Annotated in this window: 32 protein-coding genes and 2 riboswitches; of the genes, 1 reads left to right on the top strand and 31 read right to left on the bottom strand. The window is 51.6% G+C overall.

The genetic code is table 11. The features are described 5' to 3' along the window. Positions 1–85: 85 nt before the first annotated feature. The 6 genes from VFK44_12680 to VFK44_12655 form a co-directional block, all read right to left on the bottom strand. The gene (locus tag VFK44_12680) at positions 86–616 is read right to left on the bottom strand and encodes a spore maturation protein (protein ID HET7629220.1); all 531 of its coding nucleotides are present in this window, start codon (positions 614–616) and stop codon (positions 86–88) included. Position 617: 1 nt separating this feature from the next. Continuing rightward, on the bottom strand, positions 618–1,208 hold the full coding sequence (locus VFK44_12675) for a nucleoside recognition domain-containing protein (GenBank protein HET7629219.1): 591 nt from the start codon (positions 1,206–1,208) through the stop codon (positions 618–620). After that, positions 1,201–2,358 carry a D-alanyl-D-alanine carboxypeptidase family protein gene (locus tag VFK44_12670; GenBank protein ID HET7629218.1) on the bottom strand — a complete coding sequence of 386 codons (1,158 nt, stop codon included), beginning with the start codon at positions 2,356–2,358 and terminating at the stop codon, positions 1,201–1,203. Before VFK44_12670 ends, VFK44_12675 begins: the two co-directional genes overlap by 8 nt. 126 nt (positions 2,359–2,484) lie before the next feature. Continuing rightward, a complete protein-coding gene (locus VFK44_12665) occupies positions 2,485–2,916 on the bottom strand; it encodes a hypothetical protein (protein HET7629217.1) in 432 nt (143 codons plus the stop codon). 32 nt (positions 2,917–2,948) lie between these two features. Then, on the bottom strand, positions 2,949–3,521 hold the full coding sequence (gene scpB, locus VFK44_12660; protein HET7629216.1) for an SMC-Scp complex subunit ScpB: 573 nt from the start codon (positions 3,519–3,521) through the stop codon (positions 2,949–2,951). Next, complete coding sequence (locus tag VFK44_12655; protein HET7629215.1) at positions 3,514–4,248, bottom strand: segregation/condensation protein A; 735 nt, start codon at positions 4,246–4,248, stop codon at positions 3,514–3,516. Before VFK44_12655 ends, scpB begins: the two co-directional genes overlap by 8 nt. 104 nt (positions 4,249–4,352) lie before the next feature. Between VFK44_12655 and VFK44_12650 the strand changes: the two genes are divergently transcribed. Then, entirely contained in the window at positions 4,353–4,862 is a 510-nt protein-coding gene (locus tag VFK44_12650; GenBank protein ID HET7629214.1) for a DUF309 domain-containing protein, read from the top strand. On the opposite strand, the gene VFK44_12645 is transcribed toward VFK44_12650, so the two are convergent. From VFK44_12645 to VFK44_12525, 25 genes are all read right to left on the bottom strand, one after another. Continuing rightward, positions 4,856–5,215, bottom strand: coding sequence for a GNAT family N-acetyltransferase (locus VFK44_12645; GenBank protein ID HET7629213.1), 360 nt, complete (start codon positions 5,213–5,215; stop codon positions 4,856–4,858). The two genes, VFK44_12650 and VFK44_12645, sit on opposite strands and share 7 nt — an antisense overlap. Positions 5,216–5,314: 99 nt before the next feature. Next, entirely contained in the window at positions 5,315–5,779 is a 465-nt protein-coding gene (ribE, locus tag VFK44_12640; protein ID HET7629212.1) for a 6,7-dimethyl-8-ribityllumazine synthase, read from the bottom strand. A gap of 21 nt (positions 5,780–5,800) precedes the next feature. Beyond that, on the bottom strand, positions 5,801–6,994 hold the full coding sequence (locus tag VFK44_12635) for a bifunctional 3,4-dihydroxy-2-butanone-4-phosphate synthase/GTP cyclohydrolase II (protein HET7629211.1): 1,194 nt from the start codon (positions 6,992–6,994) through the stop codon (positions 5,801–5,803). Next, positions 6,987–7,604: a riboflavin synthase gene (gene ribE / locus VFK44_12630; GenBank protein HET7629210.1), complete on the bottom strand. Its 618-nt coding sequence runs from the start codon at positions 7,602–7,604 to the stop codon at positions 6,987–6,989. The genes VFK44_12635 and ribE (VFK44_12630) overlap by 8 nt, the downstream gene beginning before the upstream one ends. 4 nt (positions 7,605–7,608) lie before the next feature. Next, positions 7,609–8,703, bottom strand: coding sequence for a bifunctional diaminohydroxyphosphoribosylaminopyrimidine deaminase/5-amino-6-(5-phosphoribosylamino)uracil reductase RibD (gene ribD, locus VFK44_12625; protein HET7629209.1), 1,095 nt, complete (start codon positions 8,701–8,703; stop codon positions 7,609–7,611). Between the two features lie 112 nt (positions 8,704–8,815). Continuing rightward, positions 8,816–8,964: riboswitch (FMN riboswitch) on the bottom strand. Between the two features lie 180 nt (positions 8,965–9,144). Further along, complete coding sequence (gene lysA, locus VFK44_12620) at positions 9,145–10,467, bottom strand: diaminopimelate decarboxylase (GenBank protein ID HET7629208.1); 1,323 nt, start codon at positions 10,465–10,467, stop codon at positions 9,145–9,147. A gap of 70 nt (positions 10,468–10,537) precedes the next feature. After that, positions 10,538–10,708, bottom strand: a riboswitch (Lysine riboswitch). 65 nt (positions 10,709–10,773) lie between these two features. Beyond that, positions 10,774–11,349: a stage V sporulation protein AE gene (locus tag VFK44_12615; GenBank protein ID HET7629207.1), complete on the bottom strand. Its 576-nt coding sequence runs from the start codon at positions 11,347–11,349 to the stop codon at positions 10,774–10,776. 5 nt (positions 11,350–11,354) lie between these two features. Then, positions 11,355–11,705: a stage V sporulation protein AE gene (gene spoVAE / locus VFK44_12610; GenBank protein ID HET7629206.1), complete on the bottom strand. Its 351-nt coding sequence runs from the start codon at positions 11,703–11,705 to the stop codon at positions 11,355–11,357. After that, on the bottom strand, positions 11,705–12,712 hold the full coding sequence (gene spoVAD, locus VFK44_12605) for a stage V sporulation protein AD (GenBank protein HET7629205.1): 1,008 nt from the start codon (positions 12,710–12,712) through the stop codon (positions 11,705–11,707). The genes spoVAE and spoVAD overlap by 1 nt, the downstream gene beginning before the upstream one ends. A 16-nt stretch (positions 12,713–12,728) precedes the next feature. Next, on the bottom strand, positions 12,729–13,190 hold the full coding sequence (gene spoVAC / locus VFK44_12600) for a stage V sporulation protein AC (GenBank protein HET7629204.1): 462 nt from the start codon (positions 13,188–13,190) through the stop codon (positions 12,729–12,731). Positions 13,191–13,212: 22 nt separating this feature from the next. Further along, positions 13,213–13,641 carry a stage V sporulation protein AB gene (locus VFK44_12595; GenBank protein HET7629203.1) on the bottom strand — a complete coding sequence of 143 codons (429 nt, stop codon included), beginning with the start codon at positions 13,639–13,641 and terminating at the stop codon, positions 13,213–13,215. Beyond that, positions 13,638–14,252 (bottom strand): stage V sporulation protein AA, encoded by a 615-nt coding sequence (locus VFK44_12590; protein HET7629202.1) that lies wholly within the window; start codon positions 14,250–14,252, stop codon positions 13,638–13,640. Before VFK44_12590 ends, VFK44_12595 begins: the two co-directional genes overlap by 4 nt. A gap of 109 nt (positions 14,253–14,361) precedes the next feature. Then, the gene (sigF, locus tag VFK44_12585; protein ID HET7629201.1) at positions 14,362–15,123 is read right to left on the bottom strand and encodes an RNA polymerase sporulation sigma factor SigF; all 762 of its coding nucleotides are present in this window, start codon (positions 15,121–15,123) and stop codon (positions 14,362–14,364) included. Positions 15,124–15,135: 12 nt separating this feature from the next. Continuing rightward, positions 15,136–15,576, bottom strand: coding sequence for an anti-sigma F factor (gene spoIIAB, locus VFK44_12580; protein HET7629200.1), 441 nt, complete (start codon positions 15,574–15,576; stop codon positions 15,136–15,138). Then, complete coding sequence (gene spoIIAA / locus VFK44_12575) at positions 15,577–15,927, bottom strand: anti-sigma F factor antagonist (GenBank protein ID HET7629199.1); 351 nt, start codon at positions 15,925–15,927, stop codon at positions 15,577–15,579. Between the two features lie 117 nt (positions 15,928–16,044). Further along, entirely contained in the window at positions 16,045–17,226 is a 1,182-nt protein-coding gene (locus VFK44_12570; GenBank protein HET7629198.1) for a D-alanyl-D-alanine carboxypeptidase family protein, read from the bottom strand. A 241-nt stretch (positions 17,227–17,467) separates the two neighbouring features. Further along, positions 17,468–18,769, bottom strand: a complete 1,302-nt coding sequence (locus VFK44_12565) for a pyrimidine-nucleoside phosphorylase (GenBank protein ID HET7629197.1) — start codon at positions 18,767–18,769, stop codon at positions 17,468–17,470. A 6-nt stretch (positions 18,770–18,775) separates the two neighbouring features. After that, positions 18,776–19,564 carry a purine-nucleoside phosphorylase gene (locus VFK44_12560; GenBank protein ID HET7629196.1) on the bottom strand — a complete coding sequence of 263 codons (789 nt, stop codon included), beginning with the start codon at positions 19,562–19,564 and terminating at the stop codon, positions 18,776–18,778. A 25-nt stretch (positions 19,565–19,589) separates the two neighbouring features. Next, positions 19,590–20,432 carry a purine-nucleoside phosphorylase gene (locus VFK44_12555; GenBank protein HET7629195.1) on the bottom strand — a complete coding sequence of 281 codons (843 nt, stop codon included), beginning with the start codon at positions 20,430–20,432 and terminating at the stop codon, positions 19,590–19,592. Beyond that, positions 20,429–21,610, bottom strand: coding sequence for a phosphopentomutase (gene deoB / locus VFK44_12550; GenBank protein ID HET7629194.1), 1,182 nt, complete (start codon positions 21,608–21,610; stop codon positions 20,429–20,431). The genes VFK44_12555 and deoB overlap by 4 nt, the downstream gene beginning before the upstream one ends. Positions 21,611–21,664: 54 nt before the next feature. After that, positions 21,665–22,555, bottom strand: a complete 891-nt coding sequence (gene xerD, locus VFK44_12545) for a site-specific tyrosine recombinase XerD (protein ID HET7629193.1) — start codon at positions 22,553–22,555, stop codon at positions 21,665–21,667. Between the two features lie 14 nt (positions 22,556–22,569). Then, complete coding sequence (locus VFK44_12540) at positions 22,570–22,797, bottom strand: DUF4227 family protein (protein HET7629192.1); 228 nt, start codon at positions 22,795–22,797, stop codon at positions 22,570–22,572. 236 nt (positions 22,798–23,033) lie between these two features. Beyond that, the gene (locus tag VFK44_12535; protein HET7629191.1) at positions 23,034–23,489 is read right to left on the bottom strand and encodes a Fur family transcriptional regulator; all 456 of its coding nucleotides are present in this window, start codon (positions 23,487–23,489) and stop codon (positions 23,034–23,036) included. A 115-nt stretch (positions 23,490–23,604) separates the two neighbouring features. After that, entirely contained in the window at positions 23,605–24,210 is a 606-nt protein-coding gene (spoIIM, locus tag VFK44_12530; GenBank protein ID HET7629190.1) for a stage II sporulation protein M, read from the bottom strand. Between the two features lie 99 nt (positions 24,211–24,309). Then, positions 24,310–25,479: an endonuclease Q family protein gene (locus VFK44_12525; protein HET7629189.1), complete on the bottom strand. Its 1,170-nt coding sequence runs from the start codon at positions 25,477–25,479 to the stop codon at positions 24,310–24,312. Positions 25,480–25,482: the final 3 nt, after the last annotated feature.

Raw genomic sequence — 25,482 nt, 5'->3', positions numbered from 1 at the left:
CCTCATCATACTCTTCGAGCTGGCAATTCTCAAGAAAACGCACGCAAACAACCCGACCTCATCGGTCGGGCAAAAGAAACGGCCTTTAGGCAAACACGAGGGAGACGATAACGAATGCGGCGATCATGCCGGCCAAATCAGCGAGAAGGCCGACTTTCAAAGCATCACCCATTTTTTGAATGCCGACAGCGCCGAAATAAACGGTGAGAACATACAGCGTTGTGTCCGTACTTCCTTGCATCGTCGAGGCAAGCCTTCCGATGAAAGAATCGGGGCCGTACGTGTCGATTAAATTCGTCGTCATCGCGAGCGCGCCGGTGCCGGATATCGGTCGGATAATCGCAAGCGGGACGACTTCGGCGGGAAATCCGATCAGCTCTAGTGCCGGGCGAAGCAGCGTAATAACAAAGTCCATCGCCCCCGAAGCCCGAAACACTTCGATGGCGACGAGCATGCCGACGAGAAAAGGAATGATTTGCACAGCTGTTTTGAATCCTTCTTTGCCGCCTTCGACGAACGCTTCATACGTCGGCACCTGTTTGTAAGTGCCGTAAGCGAGGACAAATCCGATCAGGGCAGGGATGAGCCAAATCGAAATCGCCGAGACAACGGACATGTCAATCCCTCCTGCTTTGCCTGCGATAGTAAAAGAGACGGTCGATTCCGATGGCCGCAAGGGTCGAACAAGCCGTGGCCGCGATCGTCGGTCCGACGATTTCCGTCGGGGCGTCAGACCCAAAGTTCATGCGAATCGCGATCACCGTAGTTGGAATGATCGTTAAACTCGACGTATTCAACGCGAGCAGCGTGATCATCGACCGGCTGGCCGACCGGCTTCCCCCGTTTAACTCCCGCAATTGTTCCATCGCTTTAATTCCCATCGGCGTCGCCGCATTTCCGAGTCCGAAAAAGTTCGCCACCATGTTCGACAAAATGTAGCCCATCGCTGGATGATCCGGAGGGACTTCCGGAAACAACCGTTTTGCAAGCGGACGACAACCGTCGGCCAACCGGCGCAACAACCCGGCCTTTTCGGCGATTTTCATCAGCCCGAGCCAAAAGACAAGAATGCTGATCAACCCGAAACTGACCGTTACCCCTTTTTCCGCACCTTTAAAGACGGCTTCGTTGACGGCTTCAACATTTCCGTTGACGGCGGCGAACAGAAAGCCGAACAACAATAAACCCATCCATATAAAATTAACCATCGTAACGCTTCCCGGCGATGAACGAGAACACGTCGCGGAAAAAATCCCAAAAGCCTTTGTCTTCGTTTTCGCCTTCCCGAAAATAAACGGGAACATCGGCTACTTTTTCATCGTCAAGCAGTACGTGAACCATGCCGACCGGAGACGGCGCTTTTCCGTTTTTCCATTTGCCGTCCGCCGGCGGTTCATACAACGTAAGCGACGTATGTAATTCATCCTTTTCGTCATTCGTCACTGGATAGCGAAACGCTTGTTTCACGTAAACTTTGCCGCTGTAGAACGCATTTTCGATGCCGGGGACGATCCCTTTTTCCACGACCGTTTTTAGATCGAAGGTTCGGAAGCCCCAGTCAAACAAATTCATATGATCGTCCCAATCATCCGGATCGTTCAAAGTCACCGCGATCAGCGCCAGTCCGTCTTTTTTGGCCGTCGACACCAGCGTTCGCTTTGCCATCCGTGTGTAACCGGTTTTTCCTCCCGTCGCATACGGATACATTCGCAGCAGCTTATTTTTATTCAACCATACGAGGGTCCCGGTTCCGTCCGGATCATCGACGCGATGCACTTTCGTGCTCGTGATTTCCCGGAACGTTTTGTTTTTCATCGCATAGCGCATCAACAGCGCCATGTCGTAAGCGGTCGAATACATTTTTTGATGGTCATCAAGCCCGTGCGGATTGGCAAACCGCGTATCGGTCATCCCGATTTGTGCGGCTTTCTGGTTCATTAATCGCGTAAAGCCTTCCACGCTGCCTCCGACCGCTTCGGCAATGGCAACGGCAGCGTCGTTCCCTGACCGAAGCATTAGTCCGTATACGAGATCTTTCAAACGAACGTGCTCGCCTTTTTGCAAATACAGCGACGACCCTTCCGTATTGGCTGCATTGCGGCTGATCGTCACCTTTTTGTCGAGATCCCCTTCCTCGATCGCGAGGACCGCCGTCATGATTTTCGTAATGCTGGCGATTCGTCTTTTTTCGTGAGCATGTTTGCCGAACAACATCCGCCCGGATTCTTGTTCCATCAATACCGCGTTTCGAGCCGACACGCCCGGATGACTTGCCGCTTGAGCGGAAAGTTCGCCGAGCGGCACGAAAGAAACGAAGATCACCGCAAGCAAGAAGTGCGTGAATCCAATTTTCAGCATAATTACCTCGTTCCCTTTTCTCGGTTTTGTACAAGTTTATGCCGGCCAAGCACGGATATGAACCCGAACCCGATTCCATAAAAAAATGCCCGCAGGACGCGGACGAATCAAGGAGTAACCGTATGTTTATTCAGCATGCGCGTTCGCCTGCTTCAAAAACGGAATCGACGATGTCCATAAATAACATCCTTCCGTCTCAAGTCGTTGAAACAGTTCGATGAACGCTTCGACATTTAATCGTTCAAACAAATTGGCCAATCCCTTCACATCGTGCAAGTATAAACGTTTGCGCTGCTGCATTTTCGGATCTTGCACGAGCGCAGCAACGGCGGCTGCGTCGCGGAGGTGAACTTCTCTTGTGCCTGCGGCGAACAAAGGATCGCCTTCGAACGGTGCCCATTCGCTGAGATCATCTTCAAAGCAACGCAAATACACCACTTCCAGTTTTCGTTCACGCCCATCCGCTTCATACTTTACTGTCGAACGGACAAAAGCGTCTTCCGGCGAGGTCGGAGACGATTTCTCCAATCGTTCTCCTGAACAATGAATGATTTTCACGGGTGGACGCCTCCTTTTCTTGTTCCATTATATCACGGGGTCTCCAGAGCAGGATCATTTTTTTCGAATAATTCGATTTCTTCGTTCGCTTCCTTCTCAAGTTCGTCCGGAAACGGAGGCAGTTCCTGAAGCGAATGCAACCCAAAATATTGCAAAAACTCGTCAGTTGTTCCATACAAAATCGCCCGCCCGGTACCTTCCGCGCGTCCGACTTCCTTGATCAACGCATGTGCAGCGAGCGTCTGCAACACCTTCTCCGTTTTCACACCGCGAATGTCTTCAATTTCTGCACGCGTAATCGGTTGTTTGTAGGCAACGATCGCCAATGTTTCAAGCGCTGCCTGCGACAGCCGCGCCTCTCCCGGTGACTCGAGCAATTTTTGAATGTAAGGGGCAAGTTCCGGCTTCGTCATGAATTTGTACGTCCCTGCGATCTCAACAAGCTCAAAGCCGTTCGCTTCCCCGGCGTAATTCATTTTCATTTGCTCCATCAATTCTTCAACGAGACGGACGTCCATCTCGAGCACGTTCGCGATCTCCTTTGCTTCCAGCCCGTCGTCGCCGGCAAGAAACAACAGCCCTTCAACAATCGCCGTTTTATTCATTGCTCTCGTCTCCTTCCTTGAGCTCGTATATCGAAATTTCCGAAAAATTCCCTTCTTGTTTGCACGCGACCTTTCGTTTTTTCATTAATTCGAGCACCGCCAAAAACGTCGTCACGAGATGTTCACGGTCGTCCGGATCGTAAAAGTCGCTGAACGATTTCCGTCCAGGCGCTTCCTTAAAAACGGTCATGATTTCGTTCATTCGATCTTTCACTGACCATTCCTGGCGCCGAATCTTCGTTTTCCGCGGCACTTGCACGAGTTTGCGGCGGATCATCTTTTGCAAAGCGGCGGCAAGATCATATACGGAACGCTCGCCGAGAACTTTCGCCTGCGGTTCCCCGAGCGGGACCGGCGGTTTCGCATACGCCTGCTGCCAGCGTGATTCCCGCTCTCTCAAACGTTCCGAAACGATTTTGTATTTCCGGTATTCAACGAGACGGCGGATCAATTCTTCCCGCGGATCTTCGGCAAACGCTTCGTATTCGTCATCCTCAACGTCGATTTCTTCGTTCGGAAGCAGCATCTTGCTTTTCACGTGCAAGAGCGTCGCCGCCATGACTAAATAGTCCCCGGCAACGTCCAGCTGCAATTCTTGCATCGCGTGAATGAAACGCAAATATTGATCGGTAATTTCGGTGATCGATATGTCGTGGATGTCGATTTCCATTCGATTTACGAGATGAAGCAGCAGATCGAGCGGTCCTTCAAAAGCATCCAATTTCACGTTATACTCCAACCATCATCTCGCCTTTCCGTCCGAAAGTGAAACTGTCGAACATTATAGCATAAGTCGGAAATTTGATAAAATCACAGAAAGGAGGTGTCCATATGTATCCAAAAGCGTATGTCGAATTTCTCGTACACTTTCACGGAACGCGCGATTATTTCGAATGCCACGAAGTGTTGGAACGGGAATGGAAGAAGGCGCCGCGCGGGGAACGAAAAGCGCATTGGCGAGGACTGATCCAAATTGCGGTCGGCATGTACCATTGGCGGCGAAACCGCACGGCAGGGGCAAGAAAAGCATTCGCCCGCGCATACGAAAATTTGCGAGGGGCGAAGGAAGAATTGGAACGCCTCGCCGTCGACGCGAAAGCATTGCTCGCATTATTGCGGAAGTGGGAACAGGAAACAGCGCGGGAAATGAAATACCGGAGCGCTGACTTGCCTGTAACCGATCGCAGTCTATGGGCCCATTGCGAAAAAAAATGCAAAGAAAAAGGCTGCACGATGGGCAACCCGAGTGACCTCACTGATGAACTTATCGTAAACAAACATGAACAGCCGGATCGGGATTCGATCGTTTCCAATAGAGAAAAAAAGAAAAGAGGTTATTGAGCGTCGTCAAACCCGCAGTTTTCGAAAAATCCTTTCAATTTCTTGTTCGGAACGAGCTCGTACTCCTCGCGCAGCATGTCTTTCAATTGTTGAATCATGCGCTTGCCGAGCCCTTGCCCGCGATGCGAAGGATTGACGCTCAAATGCTGCACCTCGGCCGTATCTTCATCGATGATCCGAATACCGATGATGCCGGTGATGTCGTCATCCTTCCATAAGAACAGCCGCCAATGCTCATTCGTCTCGTATTCGTGCATTGTGCTTTGCAACTGTTTCAAGTTTTCTTCCCCCGGCATGAAAGAGAGAAGGCCCATGGCAATTTTTTCGTAACTTTGTTTGTACCGAATTAACATCTTCATCCCTCTTCATCTGCAGGCTTTTCGCTCACGTTTGCATTTGAAACTTCCTTACGAGAATCCATTATAACGAATTTCTTCATCGGTTGCGAGTGTTTACAGCTTCTGATACAAATTCGCCGTCTCGACAGCGGCAGCCGCCGCCTCAGACCCTTTGTTCCCGGCTTTCGTTCCGGAGCGTTCGATCGCCTGCTCAATCGTTTCCGTCGTTAACACGCCGAAAATGACGGGAATACCGGCTTCCAGCGCGACGGCAGAAACGCCGGATGCGACGCTGCTGCAAACGTAATCGTAATGTGTCGTCGCCCCGCGAATGACCGCGCCGAGCGTAACGATCGCGTCGTATTTCCCCGTTTGCGCCATCTTTTTCGCGGCGCCGGGAATCTCAAATGCGCCAGGTACTCGAACGACGTCAATGTCATCTTCGGAAACCCCGTGTCTTTTTAACGTATGAAGGGCTCCTTGCAATAATTCATTGGTAATGAATTCATTAAACCGGCTGACGACGATGCCGATAGTTAAATCATGGCCAACGAGTCCGCCTTCGTAAACCTTTTCCATGGTAAATTCCTCCGTTTCCGCTTACAAATGCAGCAAATGCCCGAGTTTTTCATATTTCGTTTGCAAGTATCGTTCGTTTTCTGCCGTGGATGGTGACTGCAACGGAATTCTTTCGACCACTTCGATGCCGTATCCGGACAGGCCGCTGATTTTGCGCGGATTGTTCGTCAACAGCCGGATTTTACGAATGCCGAGATTCCGCAACATTTGCGCCGCGATGCCATAATCGCGTAAATCGGCTTGAAAGCCGAGCTTTTCGTTCGCCTCGACCGTATCGTATCCTTCTTCCTGAAGCTTATAGGCGTGCAGTTTGTTCAACAATCCGATGCCGCGCCCTTCCTGACGCAAATAGAGCAGCACCCCTCGCCCGCGTTCTTCGATTTTCGCGAGCGCCGCGTGAAGTTGTTCACCGCAATCGCAACGATGCGATCCGAAAACATCGCCCGTCAAACATTCGGAATGCAGACGAACAAGCACGGGTTCGTCTCCGCTCACCTCCCCTTTCACTAACGCGATGTTTTCTTTCTGATCGATAGTGTTCGAAAAGCCGACTGCGCGAAACGTTCCGAACTCGGTTGGCAACGTAATTTCCACTTCCCGCCGCACCGGCTTTTCTTTGTTAAATCGATACGCGATCAAGTCGGTGATCGTGATCATCTTCAACTGAAACCGGTCGGCGATCGCGCGCAAATCCGGAACACGGGCCATGGTGCCGTCGTCCTTCATGATTTCACAGATGACGGCGGCCGGCGCCGCGTCGCATAGTTTCGCCAGCTCCACCGACGCTTCCGTGTGGCCGGCGCGTTGCAAAACGCCGCCTTCCCGGGCGATGAGCGGGAAAATATGTCCCGGTTTTTTAAAGTCGTCCGCCTTCGCTTCTTCTTTCACGAGTTCACGCACAGTACGAGCCCGTTCGAACGCCGAAATGCCTGTATCCGTCGACACATGGTCGACAGAAACGGTGAACGCCGTTTGGTGGTTATCCGTATTTTCATCGACCATCAACGGCAGTTCCAACCGTTTCGCTTTCGATTCAGTAATCGGCATGCAAATGAGACCTCTCCCGTGACGGCTCATGAAATTAATCGTTTCCGGCGTAACGTGTTCGGCAAGCGCGACAAAATCCCCTTCGTTTTCCCGGTCCTCGTCGTCACAAACGATGACCATTCTTCCTTGTTTCAGCTCCGTGAGCGCTTCCTCAATCGGATCAAACATCTTCCGCACCTTCTTCTTTCGTCCGGTTCAACGTGAATTTTTCAATATATTTCCCAACCACGTCGCATTCAATGTTCACGATGTCTCCGACTTGTTTTTCCCCGAGCACCGTCTCGTTCATCGTGTGGGGGATCAAAGCAAGCGTAAACGTATCATTGTCGACACCGAACACCGTCAGACTCGTACCGTCAACGGCGACAGAACCTTTCATTACGAGATAGCGCACAATCGCTTCTGACGTCCGGATTTGATAATACACCGCATTTTCTTGCGGTTGTTTCTCGACGATTTCGCCCGTGCCGTCGACGTGTCCCGATACAAAATGTCCGCCGAACCGCCCGTCCGCCGCCATTGAACGCTCCAAATTGACACGCAAGCCGGCAGCGGCCGTTTGAAAGCCGGTCGCTTTCACGGTCTCCGGCATCACATCCACTTCAAACGCATCTCCGGTACGCCTCGTTACGGTCAAACATACGCCATTAACGGAAACGCTGTCTCCGACATTTAAGTCCTCAAGTACTAGGTTTGCCTGAATGGTCATTCGAAATGCGGTGTCGCCTCGTTCAATCCGCGCGATCTTGCCCATTTCTTCTACGATTCCTGTAAACATGTCGTTATCGGTTCCTTTCTTCCCGTGTAGCGATGATTTTCAAGTCGCTTCCGAATCGCTCGACGGAAGCAAACGTTAACCCGACGGCGTCGGCGAGCTTCTCGAATCCTTTTCCAGCAAATGCGGACGGCGCATCGCTTCCGCCCAGCAATTTCGGCGCGATATACGTCACGACTTGATCTGCGCAGCGCGCTTCCAAAAAGCTCCCGCTCACCGATGCCCCGCCTTCAACAAGCAGCGAAACAATTTCTCTTTCGCCGAGACTGCGCAACAAGGCATTGATTTCGATCGTCTCCCCATCCATTACGATCACATCTGCGCCGAGCGCTTTAAGCTTTCGCCTTTTTTCCACCATCGACAGCCTCGTCGTGACGACCCAAGTTTCCGCCTCCCCGTCCGTCAACACTTTCGCATCTAATGGGAGGCGCAACCGGCTGTCGAGCACGACGCGAACCGGATTCCTCCCGCCGCCTTCCAGTCTCGCCGTCAATGAAGGATTATCGGCGATGACCGTATTGACGCCGACCAAGATCGCATCGCTCTTGTCGCGATAACGATGTCCGTCATAACGGGCTTTTTCACCGGTAATCCATTGACTCTCTCCGCCGCTCGTGGCGATTTTGCCGTCGAGACTGATCGCCTGCTTTAAGGTGACGTATGGACGGCCCGTTTTCATAAAATGGAAAAAAGATGCATTCACAGCCTCGGCTTGCTCCCGCATCAACCCAACGTGCACGGTGATGCCGGCAGTTTTCAACCGTTCGACGCCGCGGCCGCTCACTCTCGGATTCGGATCCAAACAAGCGACATACACTTCACGGACTTCGGTCCGGACGAGCAAGTCGGCGCAAGGCGGCGTTCGACCGTAATGACTGCAAGGTTCAAGTGTAACGTAAACGGTGGAGCCTGCCGCGTCAGCTCCGGACATGCGAACGGCGTGCACTTCCGCGTGCGGCTCGCCTGCTTTCAAATGACTGCCGATCCCGACGATTGCGTCGTTTTTCACGACGACGCAACCGACGGCAGGATTCGGATGCGTCTGTCCTTGCCCGCTTTTCGCCAGCTGCAACGCTAACTGCATGTATTCACCATGATCCAAAGAAACCGCCCCTTTGCATGCGAAAATCCCCGAGATAAAACACCCCGGGGATCGAAATGACGAAAAAGCATATGAAAACATAGACCGGTCTCGCGAAACTTGACCCGTCTTTCGTTTCCTTCTCCCATCCAGACTATACTGTCGGCTCCGGAATTGCACCGGATCCACCATCTGCCGCCCGCTCGCGGCATCCGGGTCACGGACTGAAGAGTCGCCTCTATCACCGCCGGTTGGGAATTTCACCCGACCCCGAAGGAAAAAACGTACGATAAAATTGTCGTTGACTCATGTCCTTTTGAATAGTGAAAGTTTACCACTCCCCATCCATAAATGCAAGAATCATCGATGGGACCAGGGGGCTGCTCTATAGCCGATGAATAATACGGTAAAGATGCAGGTGAAGGCTCATCGACGGGATCAAATGCGTTGATCTCGAACGAATCAAGGCACAATCGATTGTTTTTTCAACGGGACGTCCCGTTTCACAAGATCTTCGTACGTTTCTCGTTTCACGACGACTTGGGCGTCACCGTCTTCAACAAAAACGACAGCAGGACGCGGTAGACGGTTATAATTGTTGGCCATCGCATACCCGTAAGCCCCTGTGCAAAATACCGCGAGCAGATCGTCCGGTTTGACTTCGGGCAGCCGCAAATCCCAGATCAACATGTCGCCGGTTTCACAGCATTTTCCTGCGACTGAAACCGTTTCTTTTTTCGGGTCCAATCCGCGGTTGGCGAGTATTCCTTCATATTGCGCCTGATAAAGCGCCGGACGCAAGTTATCCGCCATCCCGCCGTCGACGGCGATGTATTTGCGGATGTTCGGAATGTCTTTTTGCGACCCGACCGTATATAATGTCGTTCCAGCACTTCCGGCGATCGCCCGGCCCGGTTCGATCCAAATTTCCGGCACCGAAAAACCGAGCCGTTCCGATTCGGAAACGACAGTGTCAATCATCGATTCGACGAAATGTTCCGCCGGTTTCGGCGTATCGCCGGAGACGTAGCGAATGCCGAAACCGCCGCCGAGATTCAAGACTTTCGGTACGAAACGAAGCTCGTCGAAACGTCGTTCGAGTTCGGCGTACATTTTTTCGATGGCCGCGCGAAACCTGCCGGTGTCAAAGATTTGCGATCCGATGTGGCAATGTAACCCGAGACAGTCAAATGCGTCGTTCGCCAATACATCACTTAAGGCGTCGAACAGTTGACCGCTTTCAAGATCAAATCCGAACTTCGAGTCTTCCTGACCTGTGGCAATGTAGTCATGGGTTTGTGCTTTAATGCCGGGCGTCGTTCGCAACAAAACGGGCAGCGTACGTCCGGTTTTGGCGGCCGCTCGTTTCAACAACGACAATTCGTAAAAATTATCCGCGATGAAACACCCGACACCTGCATTCACCGCCATTTCGATTTCCGCGTAACTTTTATTGTTTCCATGAAAATGAATGTTTTCAGCTGGAAACCCAGCTTGCAAGGCAGTATACAACTCCCCGCCGGAAACGACGTCGAGATTCAGTCCTTCTTCGTTCATGATCTGCACCATGGCCAGACAAGAAAACGCTTTGCTTGCGTAGGCCACTTGTCCGTCTACGCCCCGTTGTTCGAACGCTTGTTTAAACGCACGGGCTTGCTCACGCATGTGCGCGACATCGTAAACATACAAAGGCGTTCCGTACTCCTTCGCCAGCGACACGGCATCGACTCCGCCAATATGCAAATGTCCGTTCGGCTGAATGGCACTTGTTCCTGTTAACACGATGGATGCTCCTCTCCAAAAGACAAAAAGACAATCAGTGTAAGGGACACTAATTGTCTTGCGACCGTACCCTCATCGGAATAGTTCTCCACCGCATGAAGCGGTGACAGTCCGTTGCTTGTTCAACAACGACCCAGCGTAACGACCCGGCGATCGTATCGCTTCGGCAATTTAACCTTTCAGACAAAGTCATCGCTTCCGGCTCCTTTGCCCTACTCATTCGCATTGCGCCTCTACCCCATTCATCGCAACGGCGATGTGAGGTATTCATTCAATTATGGTTGTCGATTAATTTAGCACAGATTGGCGCTACTTGCAACCGTTTTGTTTTCGGTCGCGTTGCATGATCCAACGTACGGCCGCCAAGGTTATCGGACAACCTTGTTCGACTGCGTCGCGTCCGTCCATTTTCCCAATATCGCCGACACCGACGACGACCGGGAGACACAGCTCATCGAGAACATACACCGTGTCTCCATCCACCCTGCCGTCTTCCAAAGCTTCAATGCCTTCTTTGTCGACGCCGTGTTCGGTCACGTCCCCGAACCGATCTACGCTGACATCGATCCGCGACCATTCTTCATGTCCCGTATTCGAAGCAACCGCTACCGCGCCGATCACGTCAATGTCTGGTTGCCCGTGAATGTACCGCATCGCTTGTTCGCCGTATCCGACTCCCCGAAAACCGCAATCATCGACCATGACCAACACAGGGTCATAAGGTGTCTCACGAATCGACTGGACGATTTCCTTGCCGGAGAGCGGCGTCGGATTCCCCGCCGATCGGGAAATACAACGACCCCCGATAACTTTCGCAACATGTTCGACCGCTTTTCGCGCATACAGATCGCCGTCCGTTATGAAAATAACTCGCTTTCGTTCCATGGTTGTCACCCTTTCGGCTTGAAAACGACGGCTACGAGAAACCCGAATAAAATCGCGGAAGAAATGCCGGCTGAAGTCAATTGGAAAATTCCGGTTGCCAAACCGATCCACCCGCTTTCGCGAACTTCAGCCATCGCACCGTGCAACAACGAATGGCCAAAACTTGTGATCGGTACAGATGCCCCGGCACCGGCCAATTCAATCAGCCGGTCGTACAATCCGAAAGCGTCGAGAGCGGCACCGGCGACGACGAATGAAACGACGACGTGTCCTGGCGTTAACTTAAAAACGTCGAGCAAAATCTGCCCAATGACGCAAATCAGCCCGCCGACAATGAATGCAAGCAAATACTCCATTAGGAAACGGCACCTCCCGCGCGTTCCAAGACGACAGCATGGGCGATCGTTGGAATGCTTTCTTTTTGTTGGATCATCGTCGGGCTGTGCAAACAACCCGTCGCTACGATAAGCGCCCGTTTTATATGGCCGCTCCGCAACTCATCGACGATGTAGCTGTAGGTGACGAGCGCCGAACAAGCACAGCCGCTCCCGCCGGTGAACACTGGTTGGTTGGGACGGTAAATCATCAACCCGCAATCTTGATGGACGCCGGAGATGTCGATGTCTTTTTCAAGAAGCAAGTCTTTCACAATTGGACTGCCGATTCCCGACAAATCCCCTGTAGCGATGATATCGTATTCGTCGACAGAACGTCCGGTATCCTGCAAATGGGTGGCAATCGTATCGGCGGCCGCCGGCGCCATCGCCGAACCCATGTCGTTCGCGTCGGTGACTCCCCAATCGAACACTTTCCCGATCGTCGCCTCGACGATTTTCACCGCTGAAGCTTCCCGGGAAACAAGACCCGCTCCGGCTCCCGTTACTGTCGATTCTGCCGTCGGCGGCTTCGCGCCCCCGTATTCAGTCGGATAGCGAAATTGTCGTTCCGCCGTAGCGTTATGGCTGCTTACCGCTGCCAACGCCGTATCGGCAAACCCGGCGTCGACGAGCGCCGAACCGACGGCAAGCGTTTCCATCGACGTCGCGCAAGCATTGAACATGCCGAGAAAAGGGATTTGGTTTTTCTTCGCAAAAAAACCGGAAGTAACGATTTGATTCAGCAAATCGCCGGCAAGAAACAAATCGATTTCCGACTCCTTTTTTCCGGCTTTTTGCAAGCACAACGTCACTGCGTCTTCCATCAACCTTCTTTCCGCCAATTCCCACGTTTTTTCACCGCAATGAAGGTCTCCAAACGTTTTATCGAAATAAGAAAACAGCGGGCCGTCGGCTTCAAGCGGGCCCGCCGTCGTAGCCGTCGCCGTCAAATACAAATCGTTTTTGAATGTCCATGTTTGCTTCATTTGATCACCTTCTATGTTAAGAAATCAATGTTCGAAAAATGAGCCGCAAAATCCCGACGATATAAGCGGAAACGACACCGAATACGATGACCGATCCGGAGAGTTTAAACATGTTTGCGGCGACACCGAGCACAATACCTTCGCTTTTATGTTCAAGCGCAGCGCTCGTCACCGAGTTGGCGAAGCCCGTAACAGGGACGAGCGATCCGGCGCCGGCAAATTGGCCGATTTTATCGTAAACCCCGAATCCGGTGAGCAAGGAAGCAATGAAAATGAGCGTTGCGACGGTCGGATTGGCCGCGGTCGTTTCGGTAAAATTGAAATACGTCACGTAAAACGTCGAAATCAATTGGCCGAAAGCGCAAATCAAGCCGCCCGTCCAAAAAGCGCGAATGCAGTTCTTCACGTAATTCGGCTTCGGATGATAGGCTTTGATGTTCTTCGTATATTGGGACGGATTGTTTAGATTGACTGCCATGAAGCGGTTCCTCCTGTTCGATTTATTGATCGACAAAATACGTCCAGTGCAATAATGATCCGGCAATCTTGCCGAGAACGAGCGACATGAACAAGATGATAATTTTTCGTTCGCTGATTCCGATCCGCTTCGCCAATATCGGCATGACGTTCAACACTTCCGTTAAGGCAGCCGCCAACATGCCGACGAAAATGCCGCATGCGAGTCCGATCGGAATCAGCCATAACGCGGAACCGGCAAATTCGATGGATCGAAGCTCAAGCCAGCAGCCAGTGACCGACCCGAGAACAAGGCTCCATTCGTAAGCACGCACGAAGCGGTACGTTTTCGTGAGCTGCATGAGTCGCGGGATGATGCCAAGAACGATCAAAAACGCAACAAATCCGGTTCCGACGATGACCCCATCGGCAAATCCGATGAACATTAACAGAAAAACTTTGAATGCGATCATCGTTTTTTCCCGGACGGTGATTTTTCGTGGTATGCAATGTACCTGTCCAAATCTTGCTGATAGTTGAACATCTCGACTTCGAGCGGACTCGGTTCTTCATTGAACTTCTTTCGGAACAAGTGATTAAAAAACAAAATCATGCCGATGCCGATGCCGAAGGAATACGGAATTTGCAAAATAAGCGGTTTGTCCAGCTTTTTTCCGGTTACTATTTGAAAAATTTCTTGATGGACCGCCCCCATGCTCACGTCTTCGTGAAAATTCATGATCGCCAGCGCCGCGCCGATGAACAACAATACCCATACGGCACAAAAAAGCACCGGAGCGAGTGATTTTTTTGGAAAGCGCACTTCCACGATTGTCTGTGACGGACCGACCATTTGCACGTCAAGCGTCGCGTCGAGCCGGTGAATGGCTTCAATAACCTGGATATCTTCCATCACGAGAAAGTTGCGATCCTTCGCTTCGATGTGATGAAGCACAAGTTCGCTCAAACGGTTTTTCGTTTCGGCGGGTCCGACGATTTCCGCGAGATGTCCCAAACGGATTTGTTGATTCGGGCGAAAAAGGACATGGTGGCGCATGCGAACGTAAACAGTATTTGGTTTCAATGCACTCACCCCCCACGTTTAAAATTAGTATGGATTGCCGGCATCACTCTCATTCACGAAGCGGAACCGTAAAACATTTCCATGCCGCGACACGAAAAAACCGGATGGGTCATGAATCACCCATCCGGCCTTTAATTTGCTCCAGAATTTTCTTTTCCAATCGCGAGACTTGCACTTGGGAAATGCCGAGCCGCTCGGCGACTTCTGATTGAGTTTGGTCTTTGTGGTAACGCAAATAGACGATTAATTGTTCCCGCTCGTTCAATTGACTGACCGCCTCTTTTAACGCGATCTTGTCAAACCATTCCCCTTCCGATCCATCTGACATTTGATCGAGCAAAGTGATCGGATCCCCGTCGTTTTCGTAGACCGTTTCATGAATCGAAGACGGCGCTTTCACCGCTTCTTGGGCCATTACGACATCTTCTGGAGAAAGATCGAGTGCTTGCGCAATTTCGTTGACGGTCGGATCGCGGCCGAACGTTTTCGAGAGCTCATCTTTCTTTTTTCTAACTTTGTTTCCCGTTTCTTTCAACGAACGGCTCACTTTCACCGTGCCGTCGTCGCGGATAAACCGCTGGATTTCGCCGATGATCATCGGCACCGCATACGTGGAAAACTTCACGTCATAAGTCAAATCGAATTTGTCCACCGATTTCAACAAGCCGATGCTTCCGATTTGAAACAAATCGTCGGCTTCGTAACCGCGGTTTAAAAAGCGTTGCACGATCGACCAAACGAGGCGGACATTTTTTTCGACGATCAAGTTTCTCGCTTCGCGATCCCCCGATTGGCTGAGGCGGATCAATTTCTTCACTTCGGCGTCTGACAAGAACGGTTCATTGCTGCCTTTCGATACGTCGACATCCATTGGCAAAACCCCTTAATGACTCAACGCTTTGTTCTTTGTCAAATATTTAGTCAAGCGAATGGTCGTTCCGCACTGCTCGTCGGTATCCACTTCCACCTCGTCCATGAAGTTTTCCATGATCGTGAAGCCCATCCCCGAACGTTCCAATTCCGGTTTCGTCGTATATAAGGGCATTCTCGCCTGGTCCAAATCGGAAATGCCAATGCCGTCGTCGCTGATCGTCAAACGGACGATCCCGTCTTCAAGCTCGACATTGATCGAAACCATGCCTTCCGGACGGTTTTCATAACCATGAATGATCGCGTTCGTAACGGCCTCTGACACGACGGTCTTAATTTCCGTCAATTCGTCCATCGTCGGATCGAGCTGAGCGATAAACGCCGCGACGGTTACGCGCGCGAACGATTCATTTTCGCTTCGCGCCGAAAATCGGAGGTTCATTTGATTCTTCATTTACGCCACCCCCAAATTGCGCAGCGCAAACGTTTCGCTTTTTTCAAGGCGGATGATTTTGAACATGCCCGACATCTCAAAAAGCCGTTTCACCGCAGGAGAAATAGCGCAAACGATCATTTCGCCGCCGGCATTTTTCACTCTTTTATAGCGTCCCAAAATAACGCCGAGCCCGGAACTGTCCATAAACTTCAGCAGTTCCAAGTTAAGAACGACATGTTTGACACGGTTTTCATCCATCGTTCTTTCCACTTGCTCACGCAGCTTTGCCGCCGTGTGATGATCGAGCTCACCTTCCAAACGAATGCACAACACGTTTCCTTTCACTTCAAGGTCAATCCCCAAACTCACAGTTCTTCCTCCCTTTTGAATATCCTCAAATTCCATTGAATGCGTTCGCGGCTTCTAGACGGCCGCTTTATAATCGTTTTCTCTTTCTATAGCGATTCTCCTTCATCGCCGACAAAACTAGTGCGCTTTCGACGGAAGGACAAAAAAACTGCCTGCATGCTTGAACAAATTCCACCACGAGGCTCTCGGGACGTCCGTTTTCGTCACGAGCGGCGTCTCAGACAACGTTTTGCCGTCTTTTTTCAAGACGAGTTTTCCGACCTTTTGCCCTTTTTTCAAAGGCGCTCGTAAATGCTCCTTCACAACAATCGACTTGTCGAGGTTTTTCACCGACTCGCCCTTTTTCGTCAGAACAGAAACGTTGCGAGCAGTAACGATCGGCACTTCGTTCATCACGCCTTTATCAACATGGGATGTCTCGACGACGGTCCCTTTTGCATAAATTTGCTTCGATTGGAAATGCCCAAAGGCGTAGTCCAGCATGTTCGACACTTCGTTGTTCCGCGCTTTCGCCGTATCTGCACCCATTACGACAGCAATGACGCGCATGCCGTCTTTCTTCGCTGTAGCTGTTAAGCAAAATTTGGCCTTGTTTGTGTATCCGGTTTTCAACCCGTCGACGCCGGGATAAAATTTTACAAGCCGGTTTGTGTTGACGAGCCAAAATTTCTCGTCGGTGTCTTCGCGCAAATAATCCTCATATTTGCCCGTATATTCGGTGATTTTATCATACGCGAGCAACGCGCGCGCGATTTTGGCCATGTCGCGGGCGGATGAATAATGATTTTCGGCCGGAAGGCCGGTCGGGTTCTCGAAATGCGTATGTTGCAGGCCGAGTTTTTCCGCTTTTTCGTTCATCATCTTGACGAACGCTTCTTCGGAACCTCCGATCTTCTCTGCCATCGCCATTGACGCGTCGTTGGCGGAACCGATGGCGATAGCTTTCAGCATGTCTTTGACCGTCATTTTTTCTCCCGGTTCGAGGAATACTTGAGAACCTCCCATCGAAGCGGCATGTTCGCTTGTACGCACTTTCTCATCCCATGACAGTCGTCCGTCGTTCAACGCTTCCATGATTAACAGCATCGTCATGATTTTCGTCATACTCGCCGGCGGCAGCTTTTTGTCCGGTTGTTTCGCATACAAGACTTTCCCCGTATCCGCTTCTATTAAAATCGCCGATTTCGCCTCTTTCGCCAACTCAAGACCGGACTTTCCCTCTTCAGCGAAGCCGCGGGCCGGCAATACGGCAAACGTCACCAATATGCAGCTCATCAAACCTACAAATATCCGCTTCATGACCATTCCTCCAATTCTGTTCACATAGGTGCTCATATTTTTTCCAGCCGTCTGCGTTTTTATTCAATTCGCGAAAATCTTGCAACAAACGATAACTCCCGGCGGCTATCGGGACAATTGTTCGGAAAAAATTGATGCTGTGAACACGATTAGATTTTGGCGAAAGCGGACGATGCCGACGGCAACGAAAAACAAGGTGTCCTGAACGCTAACGTTTCAGGACACCTTGCTTCGCTGTTCCTCAGCGAACGATCTCATGGACAATCGGGGGCGGAGCGACACGCCCACTACCGATATGAATGGCTTTCATGAGCTTCTCTCGGCTCTCTTCGGGGTTCGCGTCGTTTGCGTGAAGGACAGCGATGCATTCTCCCTTGTCAACCCGATCACCGATTTTCTTTTTCAACGTAATTCCGACGGAACGGTCGATCACGTCTTCCTTCGTTCGCCTTCCCGCACCGAGCATCATTGCGGCAACGCCGACCGCTTCGGCGTCGATGCCCTCTACATACCCTCCCGTGTTCGCGCATACGTCAATAGGATACGCCGCCTGCGGCAGCTGTGCCGGATCGTCAATGAACGAAGCTTCTCCGTTTTGCGCTTTGACAAATTTCCGGAAACTTTCAAGCGCTTGTCCGGAATCGAGCATGTGCTGCATATGCGCGCGAGCTTCCTCGAAACCGTTAAACTGCCGGGCGCAGACGGCCATGTGCGACGCCAGCGTCAAGCAAACTTCTGTCAAGCGTTCCTCCCCTCTCCCGCGCAGCACATCTACCGCCTCACGCACTTCGTTCGCATTACCAACCTCATATCCAAGCGGCTCGCTCATGTCGCTGATCACCGCGACAGTCTCGCGGCCAAGCCTTTGGCCGATCGCCACCATGTTTTCTGCCAGCCGGCGCGCGCCTTCCAACGTCTTCATAAACGCCCCCGAACCGGTCTTCACATCGAGCACAATGGCGTCCGCCCCGGAGGCGATCTTCTTGCTCATGACCGAGCTGGCGATCAACGGAATCGAATCGACGGTTGCCGTCACATCGCGCAACCCGTACAACTTCTTGTCAGCCGGCGTTAAATTTCCGCTTTGCGCCGCCACCGCCAGCTTCACCTCATTCACGTTGCGAATGAACCGATCCTTGGCCAACTCCGTTTCAAACCCGCGTATCGCTTCCAACTTGTCGATCGTTCCGCCTGTATGTCCGAGCCCGCGTCCGGACATTTTGGCGACCGGAATCCCGGCCGCCGCCACGAGCGGACCGACGATGAGCGTTGTTTTGTCGCCGACGCCTCCGGTGGAATGCTTATCCACCTTCGTTCCAGTGATCGCGCTCAAGTCGATCGTTTCGCCTGAATCGACGATCGCCGCCGTCAGCTCGGCGATTTCGCTCCCGTCCATGTCGCGAAAATAAATCGCCATCGCCATCGCCGCCATTTGATAGTCGGGAACAGCGCCTTCGCTGTACTGCTCGATCATCCAGTGAATCTCCTCCGACGACAATGCAAACCCGTCACGTTTTTTCTCAATTAAATCAACCATTCTCATTCCGCTTCACCCGGCCAACGCTTCAGTAATCGCCTTGACGAGGCGAATAAACTTCGGTTTTGTCCGCGCCGCCGTGGCGACGACTTGATCATGCGTCAGCGGCTCCAATTGTTCGGGAATCGCCATGTCAGTGACGCATGAGATCCCCAACACGTCGAGACCCGCATGGTTGGCAACGATGACTTCCGGTACCGTCGACATGCCGACCGCATCGGCGCCGAGCGTGCGCAGCATTTTCAGCTCGGCCTTTGTCATGAACGACGGACCGCTAATGCCGGCATACACGCCTTTTTGTACGGATATCCCGAGTTGTTCCGCTTTTCGTTGCGCAAGCGCAATCAAATCACGGTTGTAAGCCCGGCTCATGTCCGGGAACCGCGGACCGAGTTCTTCTTCATTCGGACCGATCAACGGGTTGTCGCCCGTCAAGTTGAGATGGTCGTTGATAATCATCAAGTCGCCGGCCTGAAACGCCGGATTTATCCCTCCGCATGCATTCGTGACGATCAATTTTTCAATGCCGAGGCCTTTCATGACCCGAACGGGAAACGTCACTTCTTTCATTGAATAGCCTTCGTAATAATGGAACCGTCCTTTCATGGCGACGACGTTCACTCCTAGTAATTCCCCTATGACGAGACGGCTTGCATGTCCCTCGACCGTCGACACCGGAAAATGCGGAATGTCGGCATAGTCCAACTCTACGGCATGCTCGATTTCGTCAGCGAGATCGCCGAGCCCCGAGCCAAGGATGAGGCCGACGTGCGGAGCAACCGTCATGTGTTGGGCAATCATCTCAACCGCTTCATCGGTTTTTCGCTTAATTTGATCCATTTGTGACTCTCCCCCTTAGTTTTAAAATCGCTTTCACGAGTTTCATAAACGAATCACGGATGCGCTCGGTTGTTTCGATCACTTCGTCATGGGTGAGCGGGACATCGAGGATGCCTGCACCAGCATTCGTGATGCAAGAAATTCCGAGAACTTCAATGCCCGCATGCCGCGCCGAGATCACTTCCGGCACAGTGGACATCCCGACTGCGTCAGCCCCAAGCTTACGCATCATCCGAATTTCGGCCGGCGTTTCGTAACAAGGACCGCTCGTTGCCAAATAAACGCCTTCTTGCAGCGAGAGGTCGAATTTGGCAGCCGCTTCAATCGCAAGCCGTCGCAAGGATTTCGAGTAAGCTTCGGACATGTCCGGAAAACGAACGCCGAACCGCTCGTCATTTTTTCCGGTCAACGGATTCGCCGACAACCCGTTGATGTGGTCGCAAATGAGCATCAAGTCCCCAGGTTTATACGTCTCGTTCACCCCGCCGGCAGCGTTCGTAACGATAAGCGTTTCAACCCCGAGCTGCTTCATGACGCGGATGGGAAACGTCACCTCGCGCAAAGAATATCCTTCATAAAAATGGAACCGCCCTTGCATCGCGGCGACGGAAACCCCTTCAAGGCGGCCGAACACGAGTTGTCCTTTATGGCCGGACACGGTGGAAACCGGAAAACCGGGAACGTCTCGATATGGGATGACGACTCGGTCTTCGATCTGATCGGCAAGCATACCGAGTCCGGAACCGAGAATGAGACCGACCTCCGGCTTTTCATTGATCTTTTCGATTAAAGCTTCCACTGCATCGCTGACTTTACGGGAGTCGCTCATTCGCTCACCTCCTTCAACAGACTTTGTCCATGTTCGGGCATGCGCACACGAAAATTGTCGGCAATTGTCGCGCCGACGTCGGCGAATGTGTTGCGCACGCTGAGATTGCGTCCGAACGTGATTCGCGGATGATGGGCAAGAAGCGGCACAAGTTCGCGGGTATGGTCGGTTCCGGGAAAAGTCGGGTCGTTCCCGTGATCAGCGGTAATGATGAACAGATCGTCCTCGCGAAGCCGTCCGAGCATTTCCGGAAGCCGTTCGTCGTAGGCTTCAAGGGCGGCGCCGTAACCTTGCGGATCGCGGCGATGACCGTAAGTCGAATCAAAATCGACGAGATTCAAAAAGGCCAGCCCCGAGAAATCTTTCTCGAGCGCTGCGAGCATTTTGTCGACGCCGTCCATGTTGTCGGCGGTACGGATCGCCTCGGTTACCCCTTCTCCGTTATAAATGTCGTTGATTTTGCCGAGCGCGAGAACATCGAATCCGCCGTCTTTGAGCGCATTCATCACCGTCGGCGCGAACGGACTCAACGCATAATCATGCCGGTGGTCGGATCGACGCCTGAAAGCACCCGGTTCGCCTTCGAACGGGCGGGCGATCACGCGGCCGACTTTATATGGTTCGTTTCTTGTCTTTTCACGAACCGTCTCACAAATCTCGTACAATTCCTCAAGCGGAACGATGTCTTCGTGTGCGGCGATTTGGATGACCGGATCAGCGGACGTGTACACAATGAGCGCTCCCGTCTCCATATGTTGCTCCCCTAGTTCTTCAAGGATCGCCGTTCCCGAAGCCGGTTTGTTACCGATCACCTTGCGGCCGGTTTCCGCTTCCATCCACGAGATCAACGCATCCGAGAAACCGTTCGGAAACGTGCGGAACGGTTCTTTCACGTGAAGTCCCATCAGTTCCCAATGGCCGGTCATCGTATCTTTTCCGTTTGAAGCCTCGCTCATGATTCCAAAATGCGCACGCGGTACATCCGTTGGCGCGACGCCTTTTACTTCGCGAATGTTGCCGAGCCCGAGCCGCTGCAAATGCGGCAATCGTAAACCGCCGCAAACTTCGGCAATGTGTCCGAGCGTATCGGCTCCCGCATCTTGAAACCGCCCGGCGTCTTCTGCCTCACCGATGCCGACTGAATCCAATACCGTCAAAAAAATTCTCTTAAACTGCATAAGGTTTTCAACTCCTCAAAAAAAACACACCGAAAAAGTCACCCGGTCCCGAACTCAGGCACGCGGGTGATACGTTTTGTAAATGTCTTTCAATCTTTTCTTGGTGACGTGCGTATAGATTTGCGTCGTCGAAATGTCGGCGTGTCCGAGCATTTCCTGCACGGATCGCAAATCGGCGCCGTTTTCGAGCAAATGGGTCGCGAACGAATGCCGCAGCGTGTGGGGAGTCAGTTCTTTGCTGATTCCCGCTTGACGACTCAATTTTTTTAACACTTTCCAAAATCCTTGCCTCGTCAAGCGGCCGCCGTGATGGTTTAAGAACAACGCTTCGTTTTTTTGCCGTTTCAACAAGTTCGGACGCCCGTCCCGCAAATACGATTCGAGCGAACGGGAAGCCATGCTGCCGAGCGGAATAATGCGTTCCTTGTTTCCTTTTCCGACGGTGCGGACAAACCCCATCGTCAAATGGGCGTCGGATACGTTCAAGTGCACCAATTCGGAAACGCGGAGTCCGGTTGCATACAACACTTCCAGCATCGCGCGGTCTCGCAATCCGAAAGCGTTCGCAGCGTCCGGTGCCTCGAGAAGTGCCTCGACTTCGCGTACCGTAAGGACTTTCGGCAATTTTCGTTCAGTCTTCGGGGTTTCAATATGTACAGACGGATCGCCGGCAGCATTTTTCTCTCGCAGCAAAAATTGATGAAAAGCACGAACCGACGCGGTATGCCTGGCGATCGTCGCCGCCGCTCGCCCTTGATCTTTCAAATCCATCAAATAACGTATGATATGCGTACGCGTCACTTGCGAATAGGAATCGATCCGTTCCTTTTCTTTCAAATAATCGACGTAACGAAACAAATCACGCCGGTAGGCAGCCAACGTGTTTTCGGACAACCCGCGCTCGACAATAAGGTAATGAAGAAAATCATGGACGTCGTCTTTCATAACGACCTCTCCCGTCATGGTCCAATTTCGTAAAACCACTTTAACTGCTGAACCCAGCCTCCTGCCTCCGCATCATTCGCCTCGAATACTTTCACCGATCGGTCTTCAGGCCAATCATGGTTAGAATAGCTTTCATATTCCCTTCCTACCCACATCAATCCGAAATAAAACAAAGCGGTGCATGCGACAAACAAAATGAGCACTTTCATCGTATCAAAAAAGACGCGAAACCATCCAAACATATGCGACTCTCTCCTTCACTTGTACAGTTAGTACAAGATATGCCATCTTTTCCTTCGTTTATACGGAAAAAGTTGGAGTGTCGCCCTGTAACGGACCATCCATGCATGGACGGTGTTTGCTCGCGTGAAACTCCCCGGCGTAACACAAGACGTCGCACCCATTGCTGGATATCGATACGCGGCTCGTCGGCAATCCGCTGTTGGCCAGCAAAAAACCTTTTCCGTCGGGAAAAGGTTCAGGTTTCGTCGTTTTTGCGTTCGCGGCACCGATGACAGATGCCGTGAAACGTAAGACGGTGGTCTTTGATCAAAAAACGCCAACGGTCCTCGACGGTTTTTTCTACATCTCCGAGAAGATCTTCCTGAATTTCGTCAACCGCCCCGCATTCCATGCAAACGAGGTGATGATGAAAGTGAGCCGCGCCTTCCTGGCGCAAATCGTACCGCGACACGCCGTCTCCGAAATTAATTTTGTCGACGACTTTCAATTCGCTCAACAGTTCGAGCGTTCGATAGACGGTGGCGAGTCCGATTTCAGGGGCTTTATCTTTCACGAGGAAGTACACGTCTTCGGCACTTAGATGATCTTCTTCGTTTTCCAGCAATACACGAACTGTCGCTTCACGTTGCGGCGTCAATTTGTAACTTTGCGAATGCAGCTGTTTTTTAATCCGTTCGATTCGCTTTTCCATCCTCGTTCCTCCCTCGACAACACCCATCATTCATTATAATCGGTGGTGAGAAGAGGTGTCAAATTGTAATGATTACAATATATTTCTTAGAATTATTATTTTTTTATAGTTATTCTTATATAATGACTTTCATCAAAACAGGAGAAACATACGCTTCAAACAACGAAACAACGCATAAAAAAGCGCCGACGGTGACGACGAGCAAAGAATAACGCATGAACAGCGGCAAGATCGGCATGGAAGTCTTTTGGACAAACTGGCGGCGAATCAATTTCAGTGAAAAAGCGACAGCAGCAGTGCTCACGACGATAAACGCTGGAATGAGAACGAAATTTTGCGGCAGCACGGAAACGAGAGCAAGCATGAAGCCGTGCCAGCCCATTTGGTTGACGAGAAAGCCGACGGTAAAACCGACGACGACCCCTTTCAGAAACAATAAAATTAAAATGACCGGCAGGCCGACGACGGACAGGCCGAGCACCCACATGAACCCGGCGTATTTCATGTAATGCGAATAACTTTGGGCAAACATCGCTTGTTGCGAAGCGAATTTGCCTTTTGACATCTCATCAAAAAACTTGCTCAAATACAAGTACAAATCTTGCTTTTCTTGCGGCGGCAAACTGTTGACGATCACCGCTCCGAAAATGACACCCATGACAAGCAAAACAATCGTGAACGTGTAAATCGACCGGTTTTCGTTTATATGGGATTGCAGCATCTTCTTCAATGGATCCACGTGATTCCCGTCCCTTCCGTGACTTCTAGTAAATGGTATGAGCCCGAAAAGGAATCTATGAAGAAAACTTGCATTGAAAGATTACGAACGATCGACTTTTCCGTAACGACCTGCGCCTCCCGAACGGACGGCGAGCTTGCCGTGCCTTGCTTTGATGATCGCGTCGGCCATTTCCCCGGACACGATTTCCTGCAATTCAACTTCGGAAGCTTCATGAAGAATCGCCATGTCGGTTTTGAATCGCTGCCGCAAACGCTCAAGTGTTTTTGGTCCGAGTTTCGGAATGAACTCGAGAGGAATTTGGTAAATATAAGGCGGTCTTTCGTTTGTCACACCGGTGTGATCGGCAATTTCCGCGAGCCTGTCGGCCACCCCTTTCGTAATCCGCCGAAAACCGCAAAAAGGACATTCACTGCCGTTGTCGTCTTCGATGATTTCAAAGCAATGGTTGCACATTGTCCGGTGATACTTGCCGAGCCGCGGATTCAAGCCGTAATTGGCCGTGATCTCTCTACCCTCTTCCTTTCGAAGCGCCATCCGCCATTCTGCAAACGTCGGCGCCTTCAAATTCAGCGTCTCGTACTCACGAGCCATTTTCGCCAAAGAATGCGCATCGGAGTTCGACAAATACGGATATCGATGCAACTCTGATAGGTGATCGGCCATGCCGGAATCGGCGCTTAAGCCGAGTTCGATCGCGTCAATCCGATCGGGATCGAGCACTTCAACCAAGCTCTTGACGACACCGCTGCCGTATAACCCTTTATGCGGTGTAAACGCGTGCGCAACGACAAATAATCCGCCCAGTTGTTCCGTTTTCTCTTGCAATCGGCGGCCCGTTCCATAATACCGCTGTGAGCTGAGGGTAATGTTTTTCATATGACCGCTCAGCCAGTCGCTGAACTGCTTCATCGTGTCAAGATCGGGGAAATAAACGAGCACGTGAAACGGACCGCTGCACGATTCATCGTAAATTTCGATTTCACTGCCGAGCATGACGGTAACATTTTTAAAACGAAGACCGCCGTCCGCTTGCGCCTCCACTTTTCCTTCAGCGACGAGTTCACGCATTTCTTCCATCACTTCCGGCACGTGCGCATCAATGACGCCGATCATGTTCAAGCCTTTCACTTCCGAAGCGTCATGAATTAAGTTCGAAAGCGTGAGCGACTTCGCGCCGCTGATTTTTACCGGCTTGCCGGTTTTCGTCCGTCCGATGTGAATGTGGAAGTCGGCAAAATACGTGTTCACGAT

The sequence above is a fragment of the Bacillales bacterium genome (assembly GCA_035700025.1).
Taxonomy (GTDB): Bacteria; Bacillota; Bacilli; order Bacillales; family DASSOY01; genus DASSOY01.
The sequence above is the reverse complement of the archived record's forward strand: the minus strand, read 5'-3'. Positions and strand labels throughout refer to the sequence as shown.